Here is a 23737-nt window from a genome sequence, read left to right as displayed (position 1 = left end):
CGGTCACCGGCCGCGCAATCGCTCGACCGCCGCCCTTCCTGCCTGGATGCCGTCGTCGGGCGGGATGGAGTCGGGGTCGATGGATGCCGCGCACGGCCCCGCGACGAGCGCCGTGTCGGGCGTGATGGTGCGCTTGACGAGCGCGAGCGCGATCGGCCCGAGTTCGTGGTGGTCGACGATCGTGCCGATCCGCCCGACCGTGCGGCCTCCCGCCGTGATGTCGTCGCCCGTCTCCGGTCGTCCGTCGGCCGAGCCGTCGAGATGGATCAGGACGAGGTGTCGCGGGGGCTTACCGAGATTGTGGACGCGCGCGACGGTCTCCTGGCCGCGGTAGCACCCCTTGTCGAGGTGGACGGCGCCGTACTGGTCGGGGCCACCGATCCAGCGGGCCTCGTGCGGGATGGTGCGTTCGTCGGTGTCGACACCGATGCGGGGACGGACCGCTTCGACGCGCAGAGCGTCGAAGGCCCAGCTGCCGGCGGGGCGTGCGCCTGCGTCTCGCAGCGCGGTGAAGGTCGCGGTGAGCGACTCACGCGGCACCAGAAGGTCGAAGGAGTGCTCGGTGGGCCACGGCATCCGGCGCACGAACCCGCCGGAGGGCAGAGCGACGGCCGCGTAGGGCTCGGTCGGCAACGAGTCGATGCCCAGCGCGGACAGCACGGCCGGGCTTCCGGACTCCGGCCCGAGCAGGCTCAGCATCGCGAGTTCGTTGCCGTCGCGGGGTTCGGCCTTCGCCCAGAACACCATCTTCTTCAGGAAGGCGAGCAGATCGGGTCCGCGATCGGCTTCGGTGTCGATCCACGTCACGCCGTCGAGGTCGGTCTGCACGAAATGGTGTTCGACGCGGCCGTTCGCGTCGAGGATGAGGTTCTCGGCGGAGGAACCCGCGGGGAGCGAGGCGATGTGCTGGCTGGTGATGGTGTGCAGCCAGCTCAGGCGTTCATCGCCGGGGACGGCGATGACGAAGCGGGTGGAACGATCGACCACCGCGGCTGCAGTGGACGCGGCACGCTGTTCGCCGAGCGGGTCGCCGTAATGCCAGGGAAGTCCGGCATCGGGCCCACCGGAGGGCGAGGCGACTGCGCCGGGAAGTGCGAGAAGGGCGCTTTCGGACACGATCGGAGACTCGGTCACGACACCAGTCTATGGGGAACCGGCCGGCAGGTCTGCCAGTGGCTAGGCTGAGCCCCATGGCTGAGCGGGTGCTGGTGACGCTGGACGGCGAGGTGAGGGATGCGGACGCACCCCTTCTGCACGCCGACGATTTCGGTGTTCTTCGTGGCGACGGGGTGTTCGAGACGTTGCTCGTGCGAGGCGGTCGGGCGTGTGCGCTCGAACTGCACCTTGCCCGCCTCGTGGCGTCCGCGGCCTCCGTGCAGCTGCCCGAGCCCGATCGCGACGACTGGCGGCTGGCCGTCGATGTGGCCCTCGAACAGTGGGGCGCGGAGCGGGAGGGTGTCCTGCGGCTGGTCTACACGCGTGGTCGCGAGGGCGGCGACACCCCGACGGCCTTCCTGCTCGTGACGCCGGTGGCCGAACGTGTCGCCACGGTCCGGCGCGACGGTGTGTCGGTGGTGACCCTGGAGCGGGGTTACTCGACAGACCTCGCGCAGAAGGCGCCGTGGCAACTTCTCGGCGCCAAGACGTTGTCGTACGCGACGAACATGGCGGCGCTGCGCCACGCCGAGGCGGTCGGGGCGGACGACGTGATCTTCGTCAGCGCCGAGGGTTCTGTGCTCGAAGGTCCGCGTTCGACCGTGCTCGTCGCGCGCGGACGGACGCTGGTCACACCGCCGCCGGAGCAGGGGATCCTCCCCGGTACCACGCAGCAGGCGCTGTTCGATCTGGCCGGTGAACAGGATTTCGCGGTCCGGTACGAGCCGTTGCGCCCGGCGGATCTCGTCGTCGCCGACGGGGTCTGGCTGATCTCGAGCGTGGCTCTCGCGGTGCGTGTGCACACTCTCAACGGGCACGCGCTGGTGTCACGTGTGCAGGAGGGCGAGATCGAGGGTCTCGTGAGCAAGGCGGTCGACGCCGCCAAGTGAACGAGGCGGTCGACGCCGCCGGGTGAGTGGCGGCGGGTGTCCGCTGCGCTGTTCCACCTCCGATGTGACGTGTGTCCGATGTGTCGGGCGACACGAACGTGTTCCACTGTCCGCAATCGCTACTACATTCGGTAGTAACAAGGCCGGGAGAAGTGCTACCGGCATGATTGTGCGAACGAGAACCGCAGCGTCGGCCCACGCTCGGATTCCCGTACCGACCCGGGCCTCACCTCGGAGTGGCAATGGACGTCTTGGATCTGTCCCGGTGGCAGTTCGGGATCACGACGGTGTATCACTTCATCCTCGTGCCGTTGACGATCGGCCTCGCGCCGCTCGTCGCGATCATGCAGACGATGTGGGTGGTCACCGGCAAGGACCACTGGTACCGCCTCACGAAGTTCTTCGGGAAGATGTTCCTGATCAACTTCGCGCTCGGTGTCGCGACCGGCATCGTGCAGGAATTCCAGTTCGGCATGAACTGGAGTGAGTACTCCCGCTTCGTCGGCGACGTCTTCGGCGCACCCCTCGCCCTCGAAGGCCTCGTCGCCTTCTTCATGGAGTCGACCTTCCTCGGCCTGTGGATCTTCGGCTGGACACGGCTGCCGAAACTCGTACACCTCGCGACCATCTGGCTCGTCGCGATCGGCGTGAACGCCTCCGCCTACTTCATCATCGCGGCGAACTCGTTCATGCAGCACCCGGTCGGGGCGGTCTACAACCCCGAGACCGGACGCGCCGAGCTGACGAGCATCTGGGAACTGCTCACCAACAACACCGCGCTCGCGGCCTTCCCCCACGCGGTCGCCGGCGGATTCCTCACCGCCGCAACCTTCGTCGCAGGCATCGGCGGCTGGTGGATGGTCCGCAACATGCGACGCGCCGCCGCGATCCGCGCCTCGGAACCCGAAGAGGCACAGAAGCTCGAGGACGACGCCCGCGGACTGTTCCGCCCCGCGACCCGCCTCGGGCTGATGGTGATGATCATCTCCGGCATCGGGCTGTTCGTCACCGGCGACGTCCAGGCCAAGCTCATGTTCGAGCAGCAACCGATGAAGATGGCCTCGGCCGAATCGCTGTGCCATACCGAGACCGATCCCAATTTCTCGATCCTCACCGTCGGCACGCACAACGACTGCGACGGCGTCGTCCACGTCCTCGACGTGCCGATCGTCCTCTCCTACCTCGCCCAGGGTGAATTCTCGGGCGTGACGCTGCAGGGCGTCGAGGATCTGCAGGCGCAGTACGAGGAGCAGTTCGGCCCCGGTAACTACAAGCCCAACCTGTTCGTCACCTACTGGTCGTTCCGCGCGATGATCGGCCTGGCCGCCGGTTCCGCGGCCCTGGCCCTGGCCGGGCTGTGGGTCACCCGCCGAGGCCGGGTACCCGATCAGAAATGGTTCTCGTGGCTGTCGCTGATCGCGATCCCCACCCCCTTCCTGGCGAACAGCGCGGGCTGGATCTTCACCGAGATGGGCCGGCAGCCCTGGGTGGTGCACCCCAACCCGACAGGCGTGGACATGATCCGGCTCACCGTCGACCAGGGCGTCTCCGATCACACCGCCGGCACGGTGCTCACCTCGCTGATCGCCTTCACCCTCGTCTACGCGGCACTCGGAGTCGTATGGTTCTGGCTCATCCGCAAGTACGCGATGGAGGGTCCGCAGGAACACGACGCCCAGCCGCCGGGTTCCGGCGACGACACAGACGACACGCAGCCGACACAGCTGTCCTTCGCGTACTAGGAGTGGGCGGACATGGGACTTCAGGAAATCTGGTTCATCCTCATCGCAGTGCTGTTCACCGGCTACTTCGTCCTCGAGGGGTTCGATTTCGGTGTCGGCATGCACTTCCCGGTGCTCGGGCGCGGCAGAACCGCCGAGGCCGACACCAGGCGCCGGGTGCTGCTCAACACGATCGGTCCGGTCTGGGACGGCAACGAGGTCTGGCTCATCACTGCGGGCGGTGCGCTGTTCGCGGCGTTCCCGGAGTGGTACGCGACCCTCTTCTCCGGTTTCTATCTCCCGCTGCTGCTGATCCTGCTCGCCCTGATCGTGCGGGTATGCGCCATCGAATGGCGCGGCAAGATCGACGACCCGGCCTGGCGTCGCCGCTGCGACTGGGGGATCATCTTCGGCTCGTGGGTCCCCGCAGTGCTGTGGGGCGTGGCGTTCGCGAACATCGTGCGCGGCGTGGCGATCGACGCCGACAAGCAGTACATCGGCGGCTTCTTCGACCTGCTGAATCCGTACGCCCTGCTCGGCGGGGCGACGACGGCGCTCGTCTTCGCCCTGCACGGTGCGGTCTTCATCGCGCTCAAGACCGAAGGCGAGGTCCGGACCGACGCCGTGGCGCTGTCGCGGAAGCTGGCCGTGCCCGCGGTCCTCGTGGCCGGCACGTTCGTGGTGTGGACACAGCTCGCCTACGGCAAGGGCTGGACGATCGCCCTCGTCGCCGTCGCGGCGGTCTCCCTGCTCGCGGTGGTCGCGCTGACCGTCGCCGAGCGTGAGGGCTGGGCGTTCGTGTTCACCACCGTGGCGATCGCCGCGACCGTGGTCCTGCTGTTCGCGTCGCTGTTCCCGAACGTGATGCCCTCGACGCTCGACCCGGCGTGGTCGCTCACGATCGAGAACGCCTCGTCGAGCCCGTACACACTGAAGGTCATGACGTGGGCCGCAGCGTTCATGACTCCGGTCGTCCTGGCCTACCAGGGCTGGACGTACTGGGTGTTCCGCCGGCGTCTGTCGACCGACCACATCCCGCACTCGATCGGATTGAAGATCGGCTCGAAGTGACGACGACGCACTCCTCCGTCCCTGCCGACGCCTCCGCGCGCCGGCGGGGACCGGTGGACCCGCGGTTGTGGCGCTACTCGGCCGCGGCTCGCGGATATCTCGTCCTGACGGTGGCCACCTCGGTGGTCGATGTCGTGATGGTCGTCGTCACCGCGCTCATGATCGGCCGGGTGCTCGCAGGTGTCATCACCACCGACGCCCGGTCGATCGCCGACTGGACGACCGAACTGGTGATCTTCTCCGCGGCGATCGTGGTGCGGGTCGCGGTGACGTGGTTGCAGTCGCGGTACGCGCACCGTTCCGCGACCCGCGTGGTCGCCGGACTCGAGCACGACGTCCTCGGTGCCGCAGCGAACCTGCCTCCGCGAGCACTCGATCCGCGACGCGACGAGATCGCGGTGGTCCTCACCCGCGGGCTCGACGGACTGAAGGACTATCTCACCGGCTACCTGCCGGCCCTGGTGCTGGCGGTGATCCTCACGCCGGTGACGATCGTCGTGATCGCCGTGCACGACCTCACCTCGGCGATCATCGTCGTGGTCACTCTCCCGCTGATCCCGATCTTCATGATCCTCATCGGCCTGCTCACCAAGGGCAAGGCCGACCGCACCCTGCGCGCGATGACCACCCTCTCGTCGCAACTGCTCGACCTGCTCGCGGGACTCCCGACACTGCGCGCACTCGGGCGCGAGAAGGGGCCCGCCGATCGCGTGCGCGAACTCGGCGACGAGCACCGCGCGACCACGATGTCGGCTCTGCGCGTGGCTTTCCTGTCCGGAACAGTGCTGGAATTCCTTGCCACGCTGTCGGTCGCGCTGGTCGCCGTGAGTATCGGTATGCGGTTGGTCTACGGATCGATGCCCCTCGAAGCCGGCATCATCGCGTTGATCCTCGCGCCAGAGGCCTACCTCCCACTGCGGACCGTCGGCAACAAGTTCCACGCCGCCGAGGACGGGATGGCCGCGGCCGACAAGGCGTTCGCCGTACTCGACTCGGCTCCGGGCGAGGTGCACCCGCGAGGCGAGTCCGCGAGAACGATCGGCACCGGCCGAGCGGAGATGTGCGAGATCGTCTTCGACGGCATGAGCGTCCCCGGACGCGGCGGGAACGCCCCGCACCGACTCGACGCGGTCTGCCGTCCCGGGAAGATCACCGCGCTCACCGGTGCCAACGGGGCGGGCAAGTCCACGGCCCTGCTGGCGCTGCTCGGTCTCGCCCAGCCGAGCGAAGGGGCCGTGACCGTCGACGGCCGGCCCGTCGTGGGCGACGAGGGCTGGTGGTCGCAGGTGGCGTGGCTCCCGCAACGACCGGTGCTGCTGCCGGGCACCCTCGCCGGCAATCTTCGGCTCACCGGTGTCGACCCGGACACCACCGACCTCGACGACGTCTGTGCGGCCACCGGTTTCGACAGCGTGCTCGCCGAACTCCCGGACGGCTGGGAGACCGTCGTCGGGGCGGGCGGCACAGGTCTGTCGCTCGGCCAACGGCAGCGGCTGGCGCTCACCCGCACCCTCGCCTCCTCGCGTCCGGTGCTGCTGCTCGACGAACCGACCGCCCACCTCGACGAAGACACCGAGGCCACCGTGCTCCACACACTGCGCGGTCTCGCCGCGGCCGGGCGGACGGTGGTGGTGGTCGCGCACCGCCCCACCCTGCTCGCCATCGCGGACGAGGTCGTCACCGTCCACGCGGCACCGATCACGGAGGTGACCCGATGAGGGCCGCGGAGGAATCCCGATGAAGGACCTGCGCCGCGCGATGGCCCTGCTCGAACTCGAACCGCGCCGGGTGCTGCTCGCCGTCCTCGCCGGTGTCGCGACCCTCGGCAGCGCGCTGCTGCTCGCCGGCCTGTCGGCGTGGCTGATCGTGCGCGCGTGGGAGATGCCCCCCGTCCTCGACCTGACCGTCGCGGTCGTCGCGGTACGGGCACTGGGCATCTCCCGCGGGTTGTTCCGCTACTTCGAACGTCTGGCGACGCACGAGACCGCTCTGCGCGGCACGACGTCGGCCCGGGCGAATCTCTATCGGCGACTCGCGGACGGCGATCCGGCCGCTGCCCTGGGCCTCGGTCGCGGCGATCTGCTCGCTCGCACCGGCGCCGACGTCGACGCCCTCGGTGACGTCGTGGTGCGCGCACTCGTGCCCATCGCCGTCGCGTCCGTGCTCTCCCTCGCGGCGGTCGCGACCGTCGCCGTCATCGCGCCCGCCGCCGGTGCGGTGCTCGCGGTGGCTCTGCTCGTCGCCGGGCTGCTCGCGCCGTGGCTGTCGGCACGCGCGGCCGCACGCGCGGACGCCGATGCGAACGCGGCCCGCACCCGGTTCACCGAGGACGCGGTCACGGTGCTGGACCACGCGGCGGAACTGCGGGTCGCGGGACGGCTGGATCCGCTCACCCGGCGGGCCCGCGCCGCGAACGTCGCCTCCGTCCGCGCCACCGACCGGTCGGCGGTCCCCGCCGCGTTCGCCGACGCCGCCGCACCCCTCGCCGTGGGGGCGAGCGTGCTCGGTGCCCTTCTCGTCGGCATCACGGTCTTCGGTTCCGGACCCGCGGCCATGAGCCCGACGACACTCGGCGTCCTCGTCCTGCTGCCCCTGTCGGCGTTCGAGGCCACCGCCGCACTGCCGGCCGCCGCGCAGACCCTCAACCGCGCACGCCTGGCAGCCCGTCGTATCACTGATCTGCTCGACCGCGCCGATCGGACGGTCCCGCACGGCACCGCACCGGCCCACGGCCCCGGCCGGCTGCGTGCGGAGGGGCTACGAGGTGGATGGCCCGGCGGACCGGCCACCGAACCGGTCGACCTCGACCTGCGGCCGGGTTGTCGCGTCGCGATCGTGGGCGGCAGCGGCAGCGGCAAGACCACCGTGCTCATGACACTCGCGGGGTTGCTCGACCCACGCCAGGGCACGGTGACCCTCGACGGTGTCGACCTCGCGGACATCGATCCCGGTGCGGTGCGCCGGCAGATCGGGTTCTTCGCGGAGGACGCCCACCTGTTCGACACGTCGATCCTCGAGAACCTGCGCGTGGCGCGGGGCGACGTGGACGAGACCGAGGCGTCGGCCGCCCTCGGGGCGGTGGGGCTGGGGGAGTGGGTGGACGGACTCCCGCAAGGCGTCCACACCGTTCTCGGAGCCGGGGCCCGCACGGTCTCCGGTGGGCAACGCCGTCGTATCCTGCTGGCCCGGGCCCTGCTGTCGCCCGCGCGGATCCTGTTGCTCGACGAACCCACGGAGCATCTCGACGACGAGAGCGCGGAGCGGCTGCAGCGGCTCCTCCTGGACCGGGATGCGTGTCTGGTCGGACCCGAACGCAGTGTCGTGGTGGTCACCCACCGCCTACCCGCGGACACGGCCGCCGACCTGGTCGTTCGCGTCGAGAAAAATCCGTTGCACAGCTCCTCGGGCGAGGCGTAATTTCGCAGGTACACGAGGAAGGAGGTGGTCTGGAAGTGAGTGATATTCGGACGCGTGAGGTGGCTACCCGCTAGCTGCTTGCCGACGACGGAATTCACCGACCGCGTGCGGCTGGCGAATCCCAGGTAGTCACCCGGCCCCCGAGTTCCCGGTCCGTCCGATCGGGACCGCCGAGATGCGAAAGAGATCCGTCCGGCGGTGCGGCTCGGGGGCTGTCCGCGTCTCGGGCGAGGTCGGCATTCCGGGTGTGCAAGATCATCCGTTGTGGGTACCCCGAGGGGGTGCCGGTACTTCAAAAAGCTCACGATTCGTTGAAATTACGCACGTCACCGGGGATTTTCTTCTCGTCCGCGATCATCGCGCTGCTCTTCGTCGTAGTGACGATCGCCTTCACCGACAGCGTCGACTCGATCTTCAGTACTGCGTCCAGCTGGATCATGACGAATCTCGGATGGTTCTACATCCTGGGCGTCACGACCTTCCTGCTGTTCCTCGTCGGAATCGCCTTCACTCACTACGGCCGGGTCCGGCTCGGCGGTGACGACGAACGGCCGGAGCACTCGACCCTGGCGTGGTTCGCCATGTTGTTCGCAGCCGGTATCGGCACCATTCTCATGTTCTGGGGCGTGGCAGAACCGATCTCGCACTTCGCGAACCCACCCATGCAGGACGTCGAGCCGCAGTCGGTGGAAGCTGCGGAAGAGGCCATGGGCTTCGCGCTCTACCATTTCGGGCTGCACACCTGGACCATCTTCGCGCTGCCCGGCCTGGGCTTCGGCTACTTCATCTACAAACGGCACCTGCCGCCGCGCGTCAGCTCGATCTTCGCGCCCCTGCTCGGGGGCCGTATCTACGGTCCCATCGGCAAGACCATCGACGTCGTGGCGATCATCGGTACGATCTTCGGGGTCGCGACCTCGGTCGGCCTGGGCACCCTGCAGATCAACGCCGGTCTCGCGCAGCTGTTCGACATTCAGGAATCCGGGATCATCCAGATCGCGCTCATCGCGGTCGTGACGGTGATGGCCGGTATCTCGGTGGCTCTCGGTCTCGACAAGGGCATCAAACGTCTGTCCAACATCAACATCGGCATGGCCGTGATGCTGCTGGTCTTCGTGCTCGTCACCGGTCCGAGCCTGTTCCTGCTCGAAGGCATGATCGAATCGGCCGGCATCTACGCCGAGGCCCTGCCGCGGCTGGCGTTCTGGACCGACACCTTCGCCGACTCCGGCTGGCAGAACACCTGGACGGTCTTCTACTGGGCGTGGACCATCACGTGGTCGCCTTTCGTCGGTATCTTCATCGCCCGCATCTCCCGAGGCCGGACCATCCGCGAGTTCGTCGGCGGTGTCCTCGGTCTGCCCGTGCTGTTCTCGGTGATCTGGTTCAGCATCTTCGGGATGGGCTCGTTCCACATCGAACTCGAGGGCAACGGCGGTCTCGTCGAACGGGTCGTGGACGACGGCGACATCCCGGGTGCGCTGTTCGAGTTCCTCGGAAACTTCCCGCTCACCGGACTGGTCTCGGGGATCGCGATCATCCTGGTGGTGATCTTCTTCGTGACCTCGGTGGACTCGACCGCCATGGTGCTCGACATGATGGCCTCCGGCCACGAGGAGAAGGCGCCCATCCACCAGCGTCTGTTCTGGGCGGTGCTCATGGGCCTGGTCGCCGCGACCATGCTCGTCGCGACCGGCAAGGACGGCCTGGACGCACTTCAGCAGGTCATCACCGTGGTGGGTCTGCCGTTCTTCGTGATGGGCTTCGTCATGATGTACAGCCTCGTGCGCGGTATCCGTGAGGACCTCGGCGAACGGCCGGAACCGGTCACCCGGCAGTGGCCGGAGGTGCGGTCCGCCGAAGACCTCGAGGCGGCCGAGGAACTACCGGCCCCCGAGGTCGTCGTCCGGACGCGGGCCATCCCCGACGAGAGCGGGGACGACGGAACCGATGCCGAGGATGCCGGCATCGCGAAGGTACACGCGGACGAACTCGAGGCGCTCGGAGCGCAGGGGAGCGGCGCGCATGCACGGGAAAACCAGGGCACGACGGCCCTGAAGGACGACTGACAGGAGCGGGCCGGGCCGCCCCGTCGGGGATCAGGCCCGGTCGGCCCGGTCGGAGGGAAGAGGCTCGATCAGCCGATATGGCGTGACAAGCGGGCGGACATCCGGGGCTTCAGCTCGCCGTCGGCGGTGACGCGCTCCTCGACGTAGGCGAGATCGCCACCCTCGACGATGCCGTAGAGGCGCTTCGCTCCGCCGACGACCTCACCGGACTTGGTGCGGATCACCACGTCGGTCGCCAGCTCCCACGAGGACTGCGTGAGGGCGGTGCCGTAGAACAGCTCGACGACGCCGGAGCTGTGCGTCAGCAGCAGTTCGAGCGTCTCGGGATCGTCGCTGTCGGGTGCGCCCGTTCCGGACACACGCCAGAAGCCGCTCTCGCGCCGATCCTCGCCCGCATAGGCACCCGATTCGTCGAGACGCCACGAACGCGCCTCCCACACGAGATACGGGCCGCCGTTGTGCGCGACGGTGATCTGCTGACCGAACGGGTAGTCGCCGGTCTCGGGATCGTTGGCTTCGCCCTCGCCGCGCCACACCCCGACCAGCGGCAGGACGGCGAGGAGGGCGGGGTTCAGGTCGGGGCCGAGCCGCAGGTTCGCGGTGTCCTCGGCGCCCGGGAGCCCGGACAGGACGGGGATGTTCAGCTCGGCGGTGACGCGAGCGCGTTCGGCGGCGCGGGCGATCGCCTCGTCGCCGCTACGCCGCGTACCGTCCGATCCGCCGTTCGTCACGATCCGTCGGAGACGACACGGTAGATGGTGTAGAGCGCAAACCAGGTGATGAGCAGCGCTGCGGCGACCAGCAGGATTTCGAAGAAGATGACCACGCGGTCATTCTAGACGGCGGCTCTTCCGGTACGACGAAGGGCTCCGCTCCTGATGGAGCAGAGCCCTTCGTGAGTGTTCCGGTCGTGCTACTTCGTGACCGTCACATCGACGTTGTGCACGCCGGGAGCGGTGGGGCTCACGGTGGAGGTGCCGTTGCCGGAGCTCGACAGAGCGCGGATCTTCCAGTCGCCGGGGGCGGCGAAGAAACGGAAGTCGCCGGTCGCCGAAGCGACGACCTCGGCCGTGAACTCGTCGGTGCCGTCGAGCAGGCGCACGAACGCGCCGCCCACGGGCTCACCGTCGGCGTTCAGGACGCGGCCGGTGATGACCGTCTCCTTCTCGGTGTCCACGCCGGCGGGCAGGGTCTGGGTCTGGACGGGTGCTCCACACATGTTCAGTTGACCTCCAGTTCGATCGGGGCGCCGACGAGCGAGCCGTACTCGACCCAGCTGCCGTCGTAGTTCTTCACATTCTGCTTGCCGAGGATCTCCTGCAGCACGAACCAGGTGTGGCTCGAGCGCTCACCGATACGGCAGTAGGCGATGGTCTCCTTGCTGTCGTCGAAGCCCTTCTCTGCGTACAGCTTCTCGAGTTCCTCGTCGGACTTGAAGGTGCCGTCCTCGTTGGCGGTGGTGCTCCACGGGATGTTGATGGCACCGGGGACGTGGCCGCGCTGCTGCGCCTGCTCCTGCGGCAGGTGGGCCGGAGCGAGGATCTTGCCGGAGAACTCGTCGGGCGAACGCACGTCGACGATGTTCTTGGTGCCGATCGAATCGATGACCTCGTCGCGGAAGGCGCGGATGGAGTAGTCGGGCTCGGCGGCCTTGTATTCGGTGGCCGGACGGGTGACCTCGTCCTTCGACAGCGGACGGCCGTCGAGCTCCCACTTCTTGCGGCCGCCGTCGACGAGCTTGACGTCCTGGTGGCCGTACAGCGTGAAGTACCAGTAGGCGTACGCCGCGAACCAGTTGTTGTTTCCGCCGTACAGCACGACCGTGTCGTCGTTCGCGATGCCCTTGCGCGAGAGGAGCTCGGAGAACTGCTCGCGGTTCAGGAAGTCGCGGCGGACGCGGTCCTGCAGGTCCTTGCGCCAGTCGAGCTTGACGGCACCTTCGATGTGGCCACCGTCGTAGGCGCTGGTGTCCTCGTCGACCTCGACGAAAACGGTCTTCGGCGCGTGGAGGTTCTGCTCTGCCCAGTCTGCGGAGACCAGGACATCGGAGCGAGCCATGGGTGTTCCTTTCGGTGAGGGAATCGGGAGGTTTGCGGGACCGGAACCCGGGCGGGCTCCGTGCCGGTGGAGGTGAGGGTGTCGAGTCCGGTGACCGCCGGTCAGGCGGGCACGCGACGCATCCGAGCGACCAGCGGGTGGATCCGGCAGCCGAGACACACGCCGAAGGCGGCGTTGAGCAGTGCCGCGAACAGCGCGAAGCCGGCCGCCACCGAGCCCACGACGATCGCGCCGGCGAAGAACGCGACGGTTCCGACGAGGGCGAAGACGAATCCGACGAGCTGCGCGAACCGCAGCGGCTCCACCGGCTCGGTCTCGATCGGAGCACCGAGGCGGGGAGCGACGAGCCGCGCGAACAGTGCACCGTACGGGCTGCGTCGCGGGCCGAGTGCCGCTCCGAGAGCGAACACGATCGTCTGCAGGGCCAGGAGTACGGATGCAGCGACGGGAGAGAAGGCGGCGACGATCAGGACGACGACGAGGACGCCGGTCGTGATCCACGCCGCGAATCGGGGGCCGCGCACGTCGACCTGCCGTCCGGGCGTGCCGGAAGTGGATACGGACATGGAGAAGCTCCTGCTGGATTCTGATTCGCTGGGCGGAGGCGACGTACTACCGCGGGGCGACGTATCGGTGGAAGCGGCGTCAGCCGCAGCGTCGGGACGAACCCGCCGACACGTTCAGCAGGGACAACAACAGCCACCGAGGCGGCACAGATCGACTGCGCGGCGTCGGGTGAGCATCAGCTCGTGGCGGTTCTGCACGCGAGGGAGTTTAACCCACGTCACCGTGGTTGGGGGACCCCCGGGATCACAACGACGCGAGTGCTGTGCGCAGGTCGTCGGCCGTCGGAACGCCGGACGCGCGGAACCGCTCGCGCCCGTCGCCGTCGAAGACGAACGTGGTGGGCAGCGAGAGGACTCCGAGTTTCCGTGCCAGGGCGGGATTTTCGTCGAAATCGAGCTCGACCTCGCGGGCCGGGCCGCCGGCGCGGTCCAGAACCTGCACGACGACACGCCGCACCGCCGCGCACGGTCCGCACCAGGGTGCGGAGAAGTGCAGGACCACCGGAACACCGTCCCCGATTCCTGCCGTGGCGAGCGCGGGATCGAGTTCGTGGGTCCCGGCCGGTGCGTCGACGCCGACGGCGCGGAGTCTGCCGGAACGGGTGCGCAGGGCCGTGCCCACCACCAGTGTGGCGACTGTCACGACCATGAGGACGATCACTGCGATCATGCCGGGCTCTGCACCTCCTGCAGATCGATGACGGCGTCGCGGGCCTCACCTTCGATGACGATCCGGGAGCCGCGCGCCTCGACGAAGGTGGGCCGGACTCCGAACGGCAGATTCTGCGGTTCGATCGTCGTCGTGAACAGTCCCAGCACCGCCGGTTTCAGGATGTCGGGCACCGAGAAATCGGCGCGCCCCTCGGGGCCGAAGTAGAGATCCGACGCGACGATGTGGACGCGGTCGCCGTCGAGCACCAGATCGGCCTGGACGCTGACCGTGGCCTCCACCGGTCCGACGGGCACCGTTCCGGTGAGGACGACCCCGCCGGCCGTCGTCGGCCCGGAGCCACCGGATCCGCCCGTGCCGTCGGACTTGTTCGCCGGCGGAGCGGAAACCTGCAGGTCGGGGATGCCGTAGAGCTGTCCTAGTTCGGTGGCATCGAGCATGACCCGGCCGTACAGCAGGTCGACGGGCACGGTCCGGATCGACCCCTCGAGCAGTTCGCCGGCCTCGGCGTGCGCACCGATCAGATTGGCCTCGACGGTGATGTCCCCGAGCAGATCGGTGTGGACGTTGTCGGCCACGATCTCGACGTTCTCGTAGTGACCGTTGCGGGCCTGGAGGAGGAAGGGGAACCCGTGGATGGTCACCGCCGGATCGGATTCGAGAACGCCACCCTCCCGCAGCGCACGCGAGACGCGGTATTCCGACCACGCCGCCGCGCCGAAATCGGCGAGGACCGCGAGTCCGAGCAGGACTACGAGACCGAAGATCAGTTTGCGCACGCCCACCATTGTGTCGGATGCGCCGGAGGCCGGACCGGGCCCGTCCGCTCGGAGGCCGTTCACGGAATTGTCGTGCTTACATAGCGGTAACAATCGGGGCGTTACCCTGTTGCACGACGTTGACGACCCCTATCCGCGCTGGTCGCGCGAAGAACTGGAGGCCCGGTGGAGCTGCTCCTTCTGACCTCCGACCCGAATCCGGATGCGGTCCTGCCGTCCCTCACGCTGCTCCCGCATTCGGTCAGGCCGGCTCCCACAGAAGTATCGTCGCTGCTCGAAGCAGGTTCCGCGGACATCGCGATCGTCGATGCCCGCACCGATCTCGCGGCAGCGCGAGGGCTGTGCCGGTTGCTGGGCAGCACCGGCTCGGCCGTGCCGGTCGTCGCTGTGCTCACCGAGGGCGGACTCGTGGCCGTCAACCCCGAATGGGGACTCGACGACATCCTGCTGTCCACCACGGGACCGGCCGAGCTCGATGCACGCCTGCGGCTGCTGATCGGCCGCTCGGGAGTCGCGGTGGGGCCGGAGAACACGGGCAAGATCACCCTCGGCGAACTCACCATCGACGAGGGCACCTACACCGCCCGCCTGCGCGGACGTCCGCTCGACCTCACGTACAAGGAGTTCGAGCTCCTCAAGTACCTCGCCCAGCACGCGGGCCGGGTGTTCACCCGCGCCCAGCTGCTGCAGGAGGTCTGGGGGTACGACTTCTTCGGTGGCACCCGCACCGTCGACGTCCACGTCCGGCGCCTGCGCGCGAAGCTCGGCCCCGAGCACGAAGCGCTGATCGGAACCGTCCGCAACGTCGGCTACAAGGCGGTGCGTCCGTCCACCAGGGCCGGCAAGGGCGGCACTGTCACTCCCGACGTCGACGACGACGATGTGGACGACACGCTTCTCGACGACCCGCGGATCCCGCATTCCGGCGCGGGGGACACCGGCGCAGGGGACTCCGGGGCACAATTCGTTCCGTGAGCACCGATACGGAATTCGTCGACCTCCCGTCCGCCGAGCAGGCCGAAGCCGTGCGCGCCGTGTTGTCCCGGGCAACACAGGCCGACGGCACCGCGCCCATCTCCGAACAGGCGGTACATTCCCTCGGCCGGGAAGGCTCGGCCCGGCATCTCGTCGCGCTCGCGGACGACGGTGCCGTGACCGGCTACGCGAACGTCGTGCCTGCTCAGGACGGTCATCCCGCGATGGCGGAGATCGTCGTCGACCCGTCGCGGCGCGGCCGTGGACTGGGCCGCGAACTCGTCGGACGTGCACTCGCCGAAGGTGGCGACGGCACCCGTGTCTGGGCGCACGGCGATCTGCCTGCCGCGCAGGCGGTGGCGCGACATCTCGGTCTGACGGGAGTGCGCGAACTCCTCCAGTTGCGTCGCCGGCTCACCGAGGACGATCTTCCCGCTCTCGAGGTCCCCGAGTCGGTGCAGTTGCGCACCTACGGCGGCCCGGAAGACGACGCCGAACTGCTCCGTGTCAATGCCGCGGCGTTCGAATGGCATCCCGAACAGGGCCGCTGGACGGCCGCCGACGTGGAGGAACGCCGACGCGAGTCGTGGTTCGATCCCGAAGGTCTGTTCCTCGCGTTCGACCCCGCCGAGCGCGATCGACTGCTCGGCTTCCACTGGACCAAGGTGCACCCGGCCACCGCATCCGACCCGGAGCTCGGCGAGGTCTACGTGGTGGGCATCGACCCGTCCGCCCAGGGCCGTGGGCTCGGTCGCCTGCTCACCCTCGCGGGTCTGCACTACCTCCGCGATCGCGGTCTGCCCGGAGTCCTGCTCTACGTCGAAGGCGACAACACCGCGGCGCTGAACACCTACGGCAAGCTCGGCTTCGAGCGGTTCCACGTGGATGTCGCCTACGCCCGGAAGTGAACACCTCCGTTCCCCACGAAGGTGAACACCGCCCACCCGACACACCGGATCCGGGTGAAGTTCGAGTGATGGTCGCAACACCATCGCCAGGTGTATCCGGCGTGTTCATCCCGCGTTAACCTACGGTCGTCCGAGTGTCCACCGATTCCTCCTACCTTCTCTAACGGGTCGAGTACTGCCGACCCGGCGCCGGCACGGCCCGCGCCACGATGCCGCCGCCGTTCGGCGCCGCGGTCGTGTGAAGTTACTTCCGGAGGAGAACAGGTGAACCTCAAGCGCAATGGCGCCCTGCTCGGTGTTGTGGCCGCGGGAGCCCTCACGCTCGCTGCGTGCGGTAGCGACAACAACGCCGGATCGGTAGACGTCGACGCGTCCGCGTCCGCCGCGGCCTGCGACGGCAAGTCCAACCTCTCGGGTGCGGGCTCGTCGGCGCAGAAGAACGCGATGGACCAGTTCGTCTCCACCTACATCGCCGTGTGCTCCGAGAAGGACGCGACCGTCAACATCGCGTACAACCCCACCGGTTCGGGTGACGGCCGCACGCAGTTCATCGCGAACCAGATCGACTTCGCCGGTTCGGACTCGGCCATCAAGGACGAGCAGGCAGCGCAGGCCGCCGAGCGTTGCGCCGGAAACCCGGCATGGAACCTGCCCCTGGTCTTCGGCCCGGTCGCGCTGGCCTACAACGTCGAGGGTGTCGACGATCTCGTGCTCGACGCCGAGACCGCCGCCAAGATCTTCAACGGCTCGATCACCAAGTGGAACGATCCGGCCATCGCTGCGCTCAACGAGGGTGCCGCGCTGCCGGACGCGAACATCACCCCGATCGTCCGCTCCGACTCGTCGGGCACGACGGACAACTTCCAGCAGTACCTGGAGACCGCCTCGAACGGTGCCTGGACCAGCGGGGCCGGTTCCGACTTCACCGGTGGTGTCGGGGAGGGCGCGAAGGGCTCGGCGGGTGTCGCGCAGGCCGTCTCCGGTTCGCCCAACTCGATCACCTACGTCGAGAAGTCCTTCGCGGACCAGAACAACCTGAGCATCGCGAAGATCGACAACGGCTCCGGCCCGGTCGACCTGAACGAGGAGACCGCCGGTAAGGCCATCGCGGGTGCCGAGTTCGTGCCGTCCTCCGAGGGCGACCTCACCCTCGACCTGTCGTCGATCTTCGGCAGCACCGAGGAAGGTGCGTACCCGCTCGTGCTGGCCACCTACGAGATCGTGTGCTCCGGCGGCTACGATGCCGACACCGCGGCCGCCGTCAAGTCGTTCCTGATCTCCGCTGCCAACGAGGGCCAGGAAGGTCTGTCCGAGCAGGGCTACGTCCCGCTGCCCGACGCCTTCAAGAGCCGCCTCACCGAGTCGATCGACGCCATCGCCGCCGGATGACCGCGAGATCGCCCGGTCCCGAGTGACCGAGCGATCATCGACCCGCCCGTTCCTGACGAATACGCTGAGAAGGATTGCGAGCGCACATGAGTGACGCGCACAACACGTCGGTTCCCATCGCGGCCGACGAACCGACCCGCTCAGGAACGGGCGGTGTCACCGGCATCACGGAGGACACGATCAGCACCCCATCCCCATCCCCGGACCAGGCACGCAAGACCGTCGTGCGGCCGGGAGACCGAATCTTCAGCTCACTGGCATCGGGCTCCGCCGTCCTGATCTCGGTGATCATCGGCGCGATCGCGGTCTTCCTGGTCTGGCGCGCCGTCCCGGCCCTGCAGCGCAACCAGGTCAACTTCCTCACCAGCCGCGAGTGGATCACGCAGGACATCGCCGACATGGCGTTCGGTGTCCTCGATCTGTTCCAGGTGACGGTGCTCGTCTCGTTCTTCGCGCTGTTCCTTGCCATGCCCGTCGCTCTGGGCATCGCGATCTTCCTCACCTCCTACTGCCCCGATCGGCTCCGGAAACCGCTGGCGTACGTCATCGATCTGCTCGCCGCGGTCCCCTCGATCGTCTACGGCCTGTGGGGGATGCTCGTCCTCGCCCCGTTCCTGCGCCCCGTGGCGGAATGGCTCAACACCAATCTCGGCTGGTTCCCGCTGTTCGCCACAGGCAGCGGCTCCATCGTGGGCGGCGGAACGATCTTCACCGCCGGCATCGTCCTCGCCGTGATGATCCTGCCGACGATCGCCGCGGTCAGCCGCGAGGTGTTCGTCCAGACCCCGGTGGCCCACATCGAAGGCGCTCTCGCGCTCGGTGCGACCCGCTGGGAGGTCGTGCGGACGACCGTCATCCCGTTCGGCAAGTCCGGCTACATCAGCGGATCGATGCTCGGCCTCGGCCGCGCGCTCGGCGAGACGATGGCGCTGTACCTCATCCTGCGCACCACCTCGCAGGCGTTCTCCTGGTCGCTGTTCGACGGCGGCGCGACGATCGCATCCAAGATCGCGCTCGGCTACGCCGAATTCAACAACGACATCCAGGCGGGTGCGTACATCGCCGCCGGCCTCGTGCTCTTCGTGCTCACCTTCGTGGTCAACGCCGCCGCGCGCATGATCGTCGCAGGAAAGAAGGACTGATCCATGTCGACCACCACGCTCACCTCTCCGGTCAAGACCCCGGCCTTCCAGCGTGTCAGCGGACGTCGCCGCGCGAAGGACACCGCAGCCACGGTGCTCGTCACCCTCTCGGTCGTCGTCGCGCTGATCCCGCTCGCCTGGGTGCTGATCACGGTCGTCGCCAAGGGTCTTCCCGCGCTCGTGTCGCCGACCTGGTTCACGCACTCGCTGAGCGGACTGACGTCCTCGTCGATGGGCGGCGGCGTCTACCACGCTCTGGTCGGCACCCTCCTGCAGGGACTCGTGTGTGCGATCATCTCGATCCCACTCGGCGTCTTCGTGGCGATCTACCTCGTCGAGTACGCCGGCAAGTCCCGGCTCGGCCGGATCACGACGTTCATGGTCGACATCCTCAGCGGTGTCCCCTCGATCGTCGCGGCGCTGTTCATCTACGCCCTGTGGGTGTCGACCTTCGGCATGCCGAAGTCGGGTTTCGCGGTCTCGCTCTCGCTCGTGCTGCTCATGGTTCCGGTGGTCGTGCGCAGCACGGAGGAGATGCTCCGCATCGTCCCGCAGGATCTGCGCGAGGCGTCCTACGCCCTCGGTGTGCCCAAATGGAAGACCATCGCGCGCATCGTGCTCCCCACCTCGCTCGCCGGCATCATCACCGGCATCATGCTCGCCCTCGCCCGCGTCATGGGTGAGACGGCGCCGCTGCTGATCCTCGTCGGCTACGCGCCCTTCATCAACTTCGGACTGTTCGGCGGCGAGCAGGGCACCCTCCCGGGCGTCATGGTCGCCGAGATGAACAACCCCACCGCCGCCGGTTCGCAGCGCATCTGGGGTGCCGCACTCACCCTGATCCTGGTCATCGCGATCCTCAACATCGCCGCCAAGTTGATCAGCCGGTACTCGCAGGTCGGCAAGAAGTAGTCCGCAGACTTTTTCTCACATCGATACACCAGTAGGGAGCCGGTAATGGCCAAACGTCTGGACCTCAAGGACGTCAACATCTACTACGGCAAGTTCCACGCCGTGGCCGACGTGACCCTGTCCGTGCCGCCGCGGAGCGTGACCGCCTTCATCGGCCCGTCCGGTTGCGGCAAGTCCACCGTGCTGCGGTCGCTCAACCGCATGCACGAGGTGACCCCCGGCGCCTATGTCGAGGGCTCGGTCCTCCTCGACGGTGAGGACATCTACGATCCGAACGTCGACCCGGTCGGCGTCCGCAAGACGATCGGCATGGTCTTCCAGCGGCCCAACCCGTTCCCCACGATGTCGATCCGCGACAATGTCGTGGCCGGCCTCAAGCTGCAGGGTGTGCGCGACAAGAAGACGCTCGACGAGATCGCCGAGAAGTCGCTGCGCGGCGCCAACCTGTGGAACGAGGTCAAGGACCGCCTCGACAAGCCGGGCGGCGGCCTGTCCGGCGGTCAGCAGCAGCGTCTGTGCATCGCCCGCGCGATCGCGGTGCAGCCCGACGTGCTGCTCATGGACGAACCGTGCTCGGCGCTCGACCCGATCTCGACGCTGGCCATCGAAGACCTGATCGGTGAGCTGAAGAAGGACTTCACCATCGTCATCGTCACGCACAACATGCAGCAGGCTGCGCGCGTGAGCGACCAGACGGCGTTCTTCAACCTCGAGGCGACGGGCCGCCCCGGCGGTCTGGTGGAGATCGACGACACCGAGAAGATCTTCTCCAATCCCAGCAAGAAGGCCACCGAGGACTACATCTCGGGCCGTTTCGGCTGAGCCTGCCCCGACGTGCGAGACCCCGACCGGATTCGTCCGGTCGGGGTCTCGTCGGTTCGGAAGGTCGGTGACTCGAAGGTCAGTGACTCTCGGGGTAGACGGTCAGGCTGTCGACCTTCTCGACGAGCTGACGGATCTCCTCCTCGGTGGGGAGCTTGCCGGTCACGAGGAAGATCACCCGGCGACCCACCTCGACGGCGTGATCGGCGAAGCGCTCGTAGTAGCGGCCGAGCAGGGTGACGTCGACGGCCGCGGCGACGCCGTGCTCCCATTCGCGGTCCATGAGAACGGTGAACAGGTGACGATGCAGGTCGTCCATCGCCTCGTCCTCGTGGTGGAGGCGGGCGGCACGGGCGGGATCGCGGGTCTCGAGGATCTCGCGGGTCGCGGCACCGAGAGCCACCGCGATCCGTCCCATCTCGGCGAAGTACCCCTTCACCTCGTCCGGGAGCACATGATTGGGGTGACGCCGGCGGGTCGCCTTCGCGATGTGCAGTGCGAGCGCACCCATGCGATCGATGTCGGCCACGATCTGGATCCCGCTGACCACGGCACGCAGGTCACCGGCGACCGGACCCTGCAGCGCGAGAAGCTGGAACGCCTTCTCCTCGCAGATCGCGCCGAGTTCGGTGATCTTCTCGTGCTCGTCGATCACCTGCTCGGCGAGAGCGAGATCGGCTTCGAGAAGAGCTCTGGTGGACCGCTCCATCGCGGTTCCGGCGAGTCCGGCCATCTCCCCGAGGAGATCGCCGAGCTCGCCCATCTGTTCGTTGTAGACGACGCGCATAATGGCACAGCCTACGACCTCGACCGGTCCGAACGGCGAGCATCGTATGAACCGCAGGTGAACGGCATCGGCCGAACAGTGGCCTCTACGTGCACAGATCGTCGGCGGCGTTGGTGATCGCGAGATCCGCGGGAAGCTCCACCGACGACTCCGACCGGGTCTGGATCTTCATCGGGGCGAGCGGCGTGCCTGCCGGGGTCGGAGCGACGACCGTGCCGTCGAAGCTGGTGCCCAGGACGATCTCCACGATGCTGCCGAGCTGGGCGGACGGGGGAGCTTCCTGTAGGACCGCCCCGGGGAAGGCCGAGGCGACGGTCGCGGCATCGGCTTCCTGCCCCGCACCGAAGCGGATCACGGTCTGGGTGCTCGTGCCCGAGGCGTAGTTGCCGATCGAGTACACGGGGAAACCGTAGGCGGCGACGGTTTCCGCGGTCCGGTTCGCCAGGCCGGAGACACCGGAGGCATTCGAGACCTGCACCGACACCGACGAGGGATCGACGGCGAGCTGTGCCGGCAGAGGTTCGGCGGGTGCGGGTGCGGTCTCCTCCGGCACGTCCTCGCGTTTCTCACCCGGCAGGGGCAGGTCGTCGATGATGGCGGTGAAGATCGCCTCGATGTCGTCCGTCCGGGGAATCTCGTTGCCCCAGTCGTTGGTGCCGGCGGTGGGGATGGTGAGGAAGGACACCGCGCCGGCCTCGACGTTCTGCATCGAACGCCCGAGTTTGACGAGCGACTCGGTGTTGACGTTCTCGACGAAGGTCGCGCGGGTGAAGGCGCCGATGAATCCGTTGAGCTTCCCGGGATCGAACAACACCTTGTTCGACAATGTCGAACGCAGCAGCGACGACAGAAACTTCTGCTGCCGGCTGATCCGGCCGTAGTCGCTGTTGCCCTCCGAATCGATCTTGCGGGCGCGGACGTAGTCGAGTGCGCGTTTCCCGTCGAGCGTGTGGGTGCCGGGTGTCTCGATGAGGGGACCGAGCTCGTTGTCGATCAACGGTATGGGGGTACACACCTCGACCCCACCGATCTCGTCGACCATGGATTCGAAGCCCGCGAAGTCGATGCCCACGAAATGACCGATCTTCAACCCGGAGATCTTCTGGATCACCTTGACCAGACACTTCGGCCCGCCGAGCGCGTACGTCGCGTTGAGCTTGTCGCCTTCGGCGGCCGGATACAGTTCGGAATCGTAGTCGCCGGTCGCGCTGTCCCATCCGCGGCATACCGGGCGTTCCACATCCAGATCGCGGGGGAACGACACCGCGACCACGCGGCTGCGATCCGCGGGGATGTTGACGAGGATGACGGTGTCGGCACGAGCGCCCTCGGCGTCGTCGACGGTTCCGGCTCCGATCGCACCGCTGGCGCCGGCGCGGGTGTCGGTGCCCACGATCAGATAGGTCTCGTCGCCCGTCTGGCCGATCGGGTCGACGATGTCGTCCGATTCGGTGTCCAGTGCGGCGATCTGGGAGAAGCCTGCCTCCGTGGAACGGAGGTATCCCCACACCGCACCGTTGCCCAGCAGCGCCAGGACCGAGACGAAGGCCACTGCCGCTCGCACCGCGAACCGGAGGCGTTTCCGCTTGCGTTGCTTGCTCTGAGCGAGACGGCCGAGGGTGCCACTGCCCACCGGTCGGGGCAGCGCGGCGTTGTGTGCCTTCTCGTCGTGCTCGTCCTCGACGGGCGGACGGTCGTCCACGGAAGGAACCGCGTCGATCTTGACGGTCGGCTGTTCATCCACGACCGGCGGTTTCTGTCGAGGAGGTGGTGACTGCGACGCGCCGACGGGAGGTGCCGGTCGCGACTCCGCCTGAGGCACCGCTCGCGACTCCGCCTGAGGCACCGCTCGCGGTGGTGGCGCCGGGGCCGCGTGGGACGGAGGGCCGGTCATACGATCCGGTGCCTGGGCGCGCGGCGGGAGGGGATTCTCCGGTGGCCGGGGATTCTCCGGTGGCCGGGGACGGGACGGTCCCGGTGGCACTCGGGGCGCTGCCGGCGGTGCGCCCGCGCTCGGCGGCATCGGAGGATGGGGGTCGGGCCGCGCAGGAGGGCTCGTTGGTGTCGAGCGGGTCGGCGGCGCCACCGGGCGAGGCGTTCTTCGCGGGAGCACCGCCCCTCCGGATTCGTCCTCGGATGCCACGTACCGGGAAGGCTCGGGGCCGCGAGGATGTGCCGGAGGCAGTGACGATGTGGACGTGCTCGGCGGATCCGGCCGGGGAGGGGGATCGGATCGTCGCCCCACCTTGTCGAGCAGTTCGGCGACGGTGAGCTGTTCCGGATCGTCCGAATCCGCAGCCCGGCGATTGCGCGCGCCCTCGTGGCGACCGGAGTCGGGGTCGGGCTCGTCGGAGCGGTGCACCCCACCCGCGCGGCTGCGCCTGCCCGGACGGGCTTCGCGGTAGG

At 68.1% G+C, this 23737-nt stretch carries 23 protein-coding genes; 12 read left to right on the top strand and 11 right to left on the bottom strand.

From position 1 onward, the window contains the following. Nucleotides 1-3: 3 nt before the first annotated feature. Entirely contained in the window at nucleotides 4-1134 is a 1131-nt protein-coding gene (locus PV766_RS01150) for a YgfZ/GcvT domain-containing protein (protein ID WP_421096260.1), read from the bottom strand. 56 nt (nucleotides 1135-1190) lie between these two features. On the opposite strand from PV766_RS01150, the gene PV766_RS01145 reads away from it, so the two are divergent. The 5 genes from PV766_RS01145 (at nucleotide 1191) to cydC (ending at nucleotide 8254) form a co-directional block, all read left to right on the top strand. After that, nucleotides 1191-2045 carry an aminodeoxychorismate lyase gene (locus PV766_RS01145; protein ID WP_016932856.1) on the top strand — a complete coding sequence of 285 codons (855 nt, stop codon included), beginning with the start codon at nucleotides 1191-1193 and terminating at the stop codon, nucleotides 2043-2045. A 242-nt stretch (nucleotides 2046-2287) separates the two neighbouring features. After that, nucleotides 2288-3787: a cytochrome ubiquinol oxidase subunit I gene (locus tag PV766_RS01140; RefSeq protein ID WP_016932855.1), complete on the top strand. Its 1500-nt coding sequence runs from the start codon at nucleotides 2288-2290 to the stop codon at nucleotides 3785-3787. Nucleotides 3788-3799: 12 nt separating this feature from the next. Further along, the gene (gene cydB, locus PV766_RS01135; protein WP_064064552.1) at nucleotides 3800-4837 is read left to right on the top strand and encodes a cytochrome d ubiquinol oxidase subunit II; all 1038 of its coding nucleotides are present in this window, start codon (nucleotides 3800-3802) and stop codon (nucleotides 4835-4837) included. Continuing rightward, nucleotides 4834-6555 (top strand): thiol reductant ABC exporter subunit CydD, encoded by a 1722-nt coding sequence (gene cydD / locus PV766_RS01130; RefSeq protein ID WP_421096259.1) that lies wholly within the window; start codon nucleotides 4834-4836, stop codon nucleotides 6553-6555. The genes cydB and cydD overlap by 4 nt, the downstream gene beginning before the upstream one ends. Before the next feature lie 19 nt (nucleotides 6556-6574). Next, complete coding sequence (cydC, locus tag PV766_RS01125) at nucleotides 6575-8254, top strand: thiol reductant ABC exporter subunit CydC (protein ID WP_421096258.1); 1680 nt, start codon at nucleotides 6575-6577, stop codon at nucleotides 8252-8254. A 301-nt stretch (nucleotides 8255-8555) separates the two neighbouring features. Here the strand turns inward: cydC and PV766_RS01120 are convergent, their stop codons facing one another. After that, entirely contained in the window at nucleotides 8556-8693 is a 138-nt protein-coding gene (locus tag PV766_RS01120) for a hypothetical protein (protein WP_245207894.1), read from the bottom strand. Between PV766_RS01120 and PV766_RS01115 the strand changes: the two genes are divergently transcribed. Next, nucleotides 8632-10323, top strand: a complete 1692-nt coding sequence (locus PV766_RS01115) for a BCCT family transporter (protein ID WP_421096323.1) — start codon at nucleotides 8632-8634, stop codon at nucleotides 10321-10323. The genes PV766_RS01120 and PV766_RS01115 overlap by 62 nt on opposite strands. 68 nt (nucleotides 10324-10391) lie before the next feature. Here PV766_RS01115 and PV766_RS01110 read toward each other — a convergent pair whose 3' ends face one another. The 7 genes from PV766_RS01110 to PV766_RS01080 form a co-directional block, all read right to left on the bottom strand. Then, on the bottom strand, nucleotides 10392-11054 hold the full coding sequence (locus PV766_RS01110; RefSeq protein WP_064064549.1) for an FABP family protein: 663 nt from the start codon (nucleotides 11052-11054) through the stop codon (nucleotides 10392-10394). A 182-nt stretch (nucleotides 11055-11236) separates the two neighbouring features. Then, nucleotides 11237-11542: a DUF1416 domain-containing protein gene (locus PV766_RS01105; RefSeq protein ID WP_421096257.1), complete on the bottom strand. Its 306-nt coding sequence runs from the start codon at nucleotides 11540-11542 to the stop codon at nucleotides 11237-11239. 2 nt (nucleotides 11543-11544) lie between these two features. After that, nucleotides 11545-12381, bottom strand: a complete 837-nt coding sequence (locus PV766_RS01100; protein ID WP_421096256.1) for a sulfurtransferase — start codon at nucleotides 12379-12381, stop codon at nucleotides 11545-11547. Nucleotides 12382-12482: 101 nt separating this feature from the next. Next, nucleotides 12483-12947 carry a DUF4395 domain-containing protein gene (locus PV766_RS01095; RefSeq protein ID WP_421096255.1) on the bottom strand — a complete coding sequence of 155 codons (465 nt, stop codon included), beginning with the start codon at nucleotides 12945-12947 and terminating at the stop codon, nucleotides 12483-12485. A 114-nt stretch (nucleotides 12948-13061) separates the two neighbouring features. Then, nucleotides 13062-13145 (bottom strand): putative leader peptide, encoded by an 84-nt coding sequence (locus tag PV766_RS01090; protein WP_363887211.1) that lies wholly within the window; start codon nucleotides 13143-13145, stop codon nucleotides 13062-13064. A 46-nt stretch (nucleotides 13146-13191) separates the two neighbouring features. Next, nucleotides 13192-13617, bottom strand: coding sequence for a thioredoxin family protein (locus tag PV766_RS01085; RefSeq protein ID WP_016932751.1), 426 nt, complete (start codon nucleotides 13615-13617; stop codon nucleotides 13192-13194). Beyond that, nucleotides 13614-14396: an LmeA family phospholipid-binding protein gene (locus PV766_RS01080; RefSeq protein WP_129977172.1), complete on the bottom strand. Its 783-nt coding sequence runs from the start codon at nucleotides 14394-14396 to the stop codon at nucleotides 13614-13616. Before PV766_RS01080 ends, PV766_RS01085 begins: the two co-directional genes overlap by 4 nt. A 165-nt stretch (nucleotides 14397-14561) precedes the next feature. Here PV766_RS01080 and PV766_RS01075 point away from each other — a divergent pair, with 165 nt between their 5' ends. From PV766_RS01075 to pstB, 6 genes are all read left to right on the top strand, one after another. Next, complete coding sequence (locus PV766_RS01075; protein ID WP_421096254.1) at nucleotides 14562-15371, top strand: winged helix-turn-helix transcriptional regulator; 810 nt, start codon at nucleotides 14562-14564, stop codon at nucleotides 15369-15371. Then, on the top strand, nucleotides 15368-16279 hold the full coding sequence (gene mshD, locus PV766_RS01070; RefSeq protein ID WP_421096253.1) for a mycothiol synthase: 912 nt from the start codon (nucleotides 15368-15370) through the stop codon (nucleotides 16277-16279). The genes PV766_RS01075 and mshD overlap by 4 nt, the downstream gene beginning before the upstream one ends. 264 nt (nucleotides 16280-16543) lie before the next feature. Next, nucleotides 16544-17668 (top strand): phosphate ABC transporter substrate-binding protein PstS, encoded by a 1125-nt coding sequence (gene pstS / locus PV766_RS01065; RefSeq protein WP_064064545.1) that lies wholly within the window; start codon nucleotides 16544-16546, stop codon nucleotides 17666-17668. An 86-nt stretch (nucleotides 17669-17754) separates the two neighbouring features. Further along, complete coding sequence (gene pstC, locus PV766_RS01060; protein WP_129977169.1) at nucleotides 17755-18810, top strand: phosphate ABC transporter permease subunit PstC; 1056 nt, start codon at nucleotides 17755-17757, stop codon at nucleotides 18808-18810. Nucleotides 18811-18813: 3 nt separating this feature from the next. Further along, complete coding sequence (gene pstA, locus PV766_RS01055; RefSeq protein ID WP_064064544.1) at nucleotides 18814-19722, top strand: phosphate ABC transporter permease PstA; 909 nt, start codon at nucleotides 18814-18816, stop codon at nucleotides 19720-19722. A gap of 45 nt (nucleotides 19723-19767) precedes the next feature. Continuing rightward, entirely contained in the window at nucleotides 19768-20544 is a 777-nt protein-coding gene (gene pstB, locus PV766_RS01050; protein WP_016932744.1) for a phosphate ABC transporter ATP-binding protein PstB, read from the top strand. 79 nt (nucleotides 20545-20623) lie between these two features. On the opposite strand, the gene phoU is transcribed toward pstB, so the two are convergent. Together phoU and PV766_RS01040 are read right to left on the bottom strand one after the other, a co-directional pair. Then, a complete protein-coding gene (phoU, locus tag PV766_RS01045) occupies nucleotides 20624-21331 on the bottom strand; it encodes a phosphate signaling complex protein PhoU (RefSeq protein WP_016932743.1) in 708 nt (235 codons plus the stop codon). An 85-nt stretch (nucleotides 21332-21416) separates the two neighbouring features. Continuing rightward, nucleotides 21417-23354, bottom strand: a complete 1938-nt coding sequence (locus PV766_RS01040; protein ID WP_421096252.1) for an LCP family protein — start codon at nucleotides 23352-23354, stop codon at nucleotides 21417-21419. Nucleotides 23355-23737 lie beyond the last annotated feature (383 nt).

This window comes from Rhodococcus sp. As11 (assembly GCF_048957735.1).
Classification (GTDB): domain Bacteria; phylum Actinomycetota; class Actinomycetes; order Mycobacteriales; family Mycobacteriaceae; genus Rhodococcus; species Rhodococcus gordoniae.
Note: the sequence above shows the minus strand (reverse complement) of the source record. Positions and strands in the feature narration are given on the sequence as shown.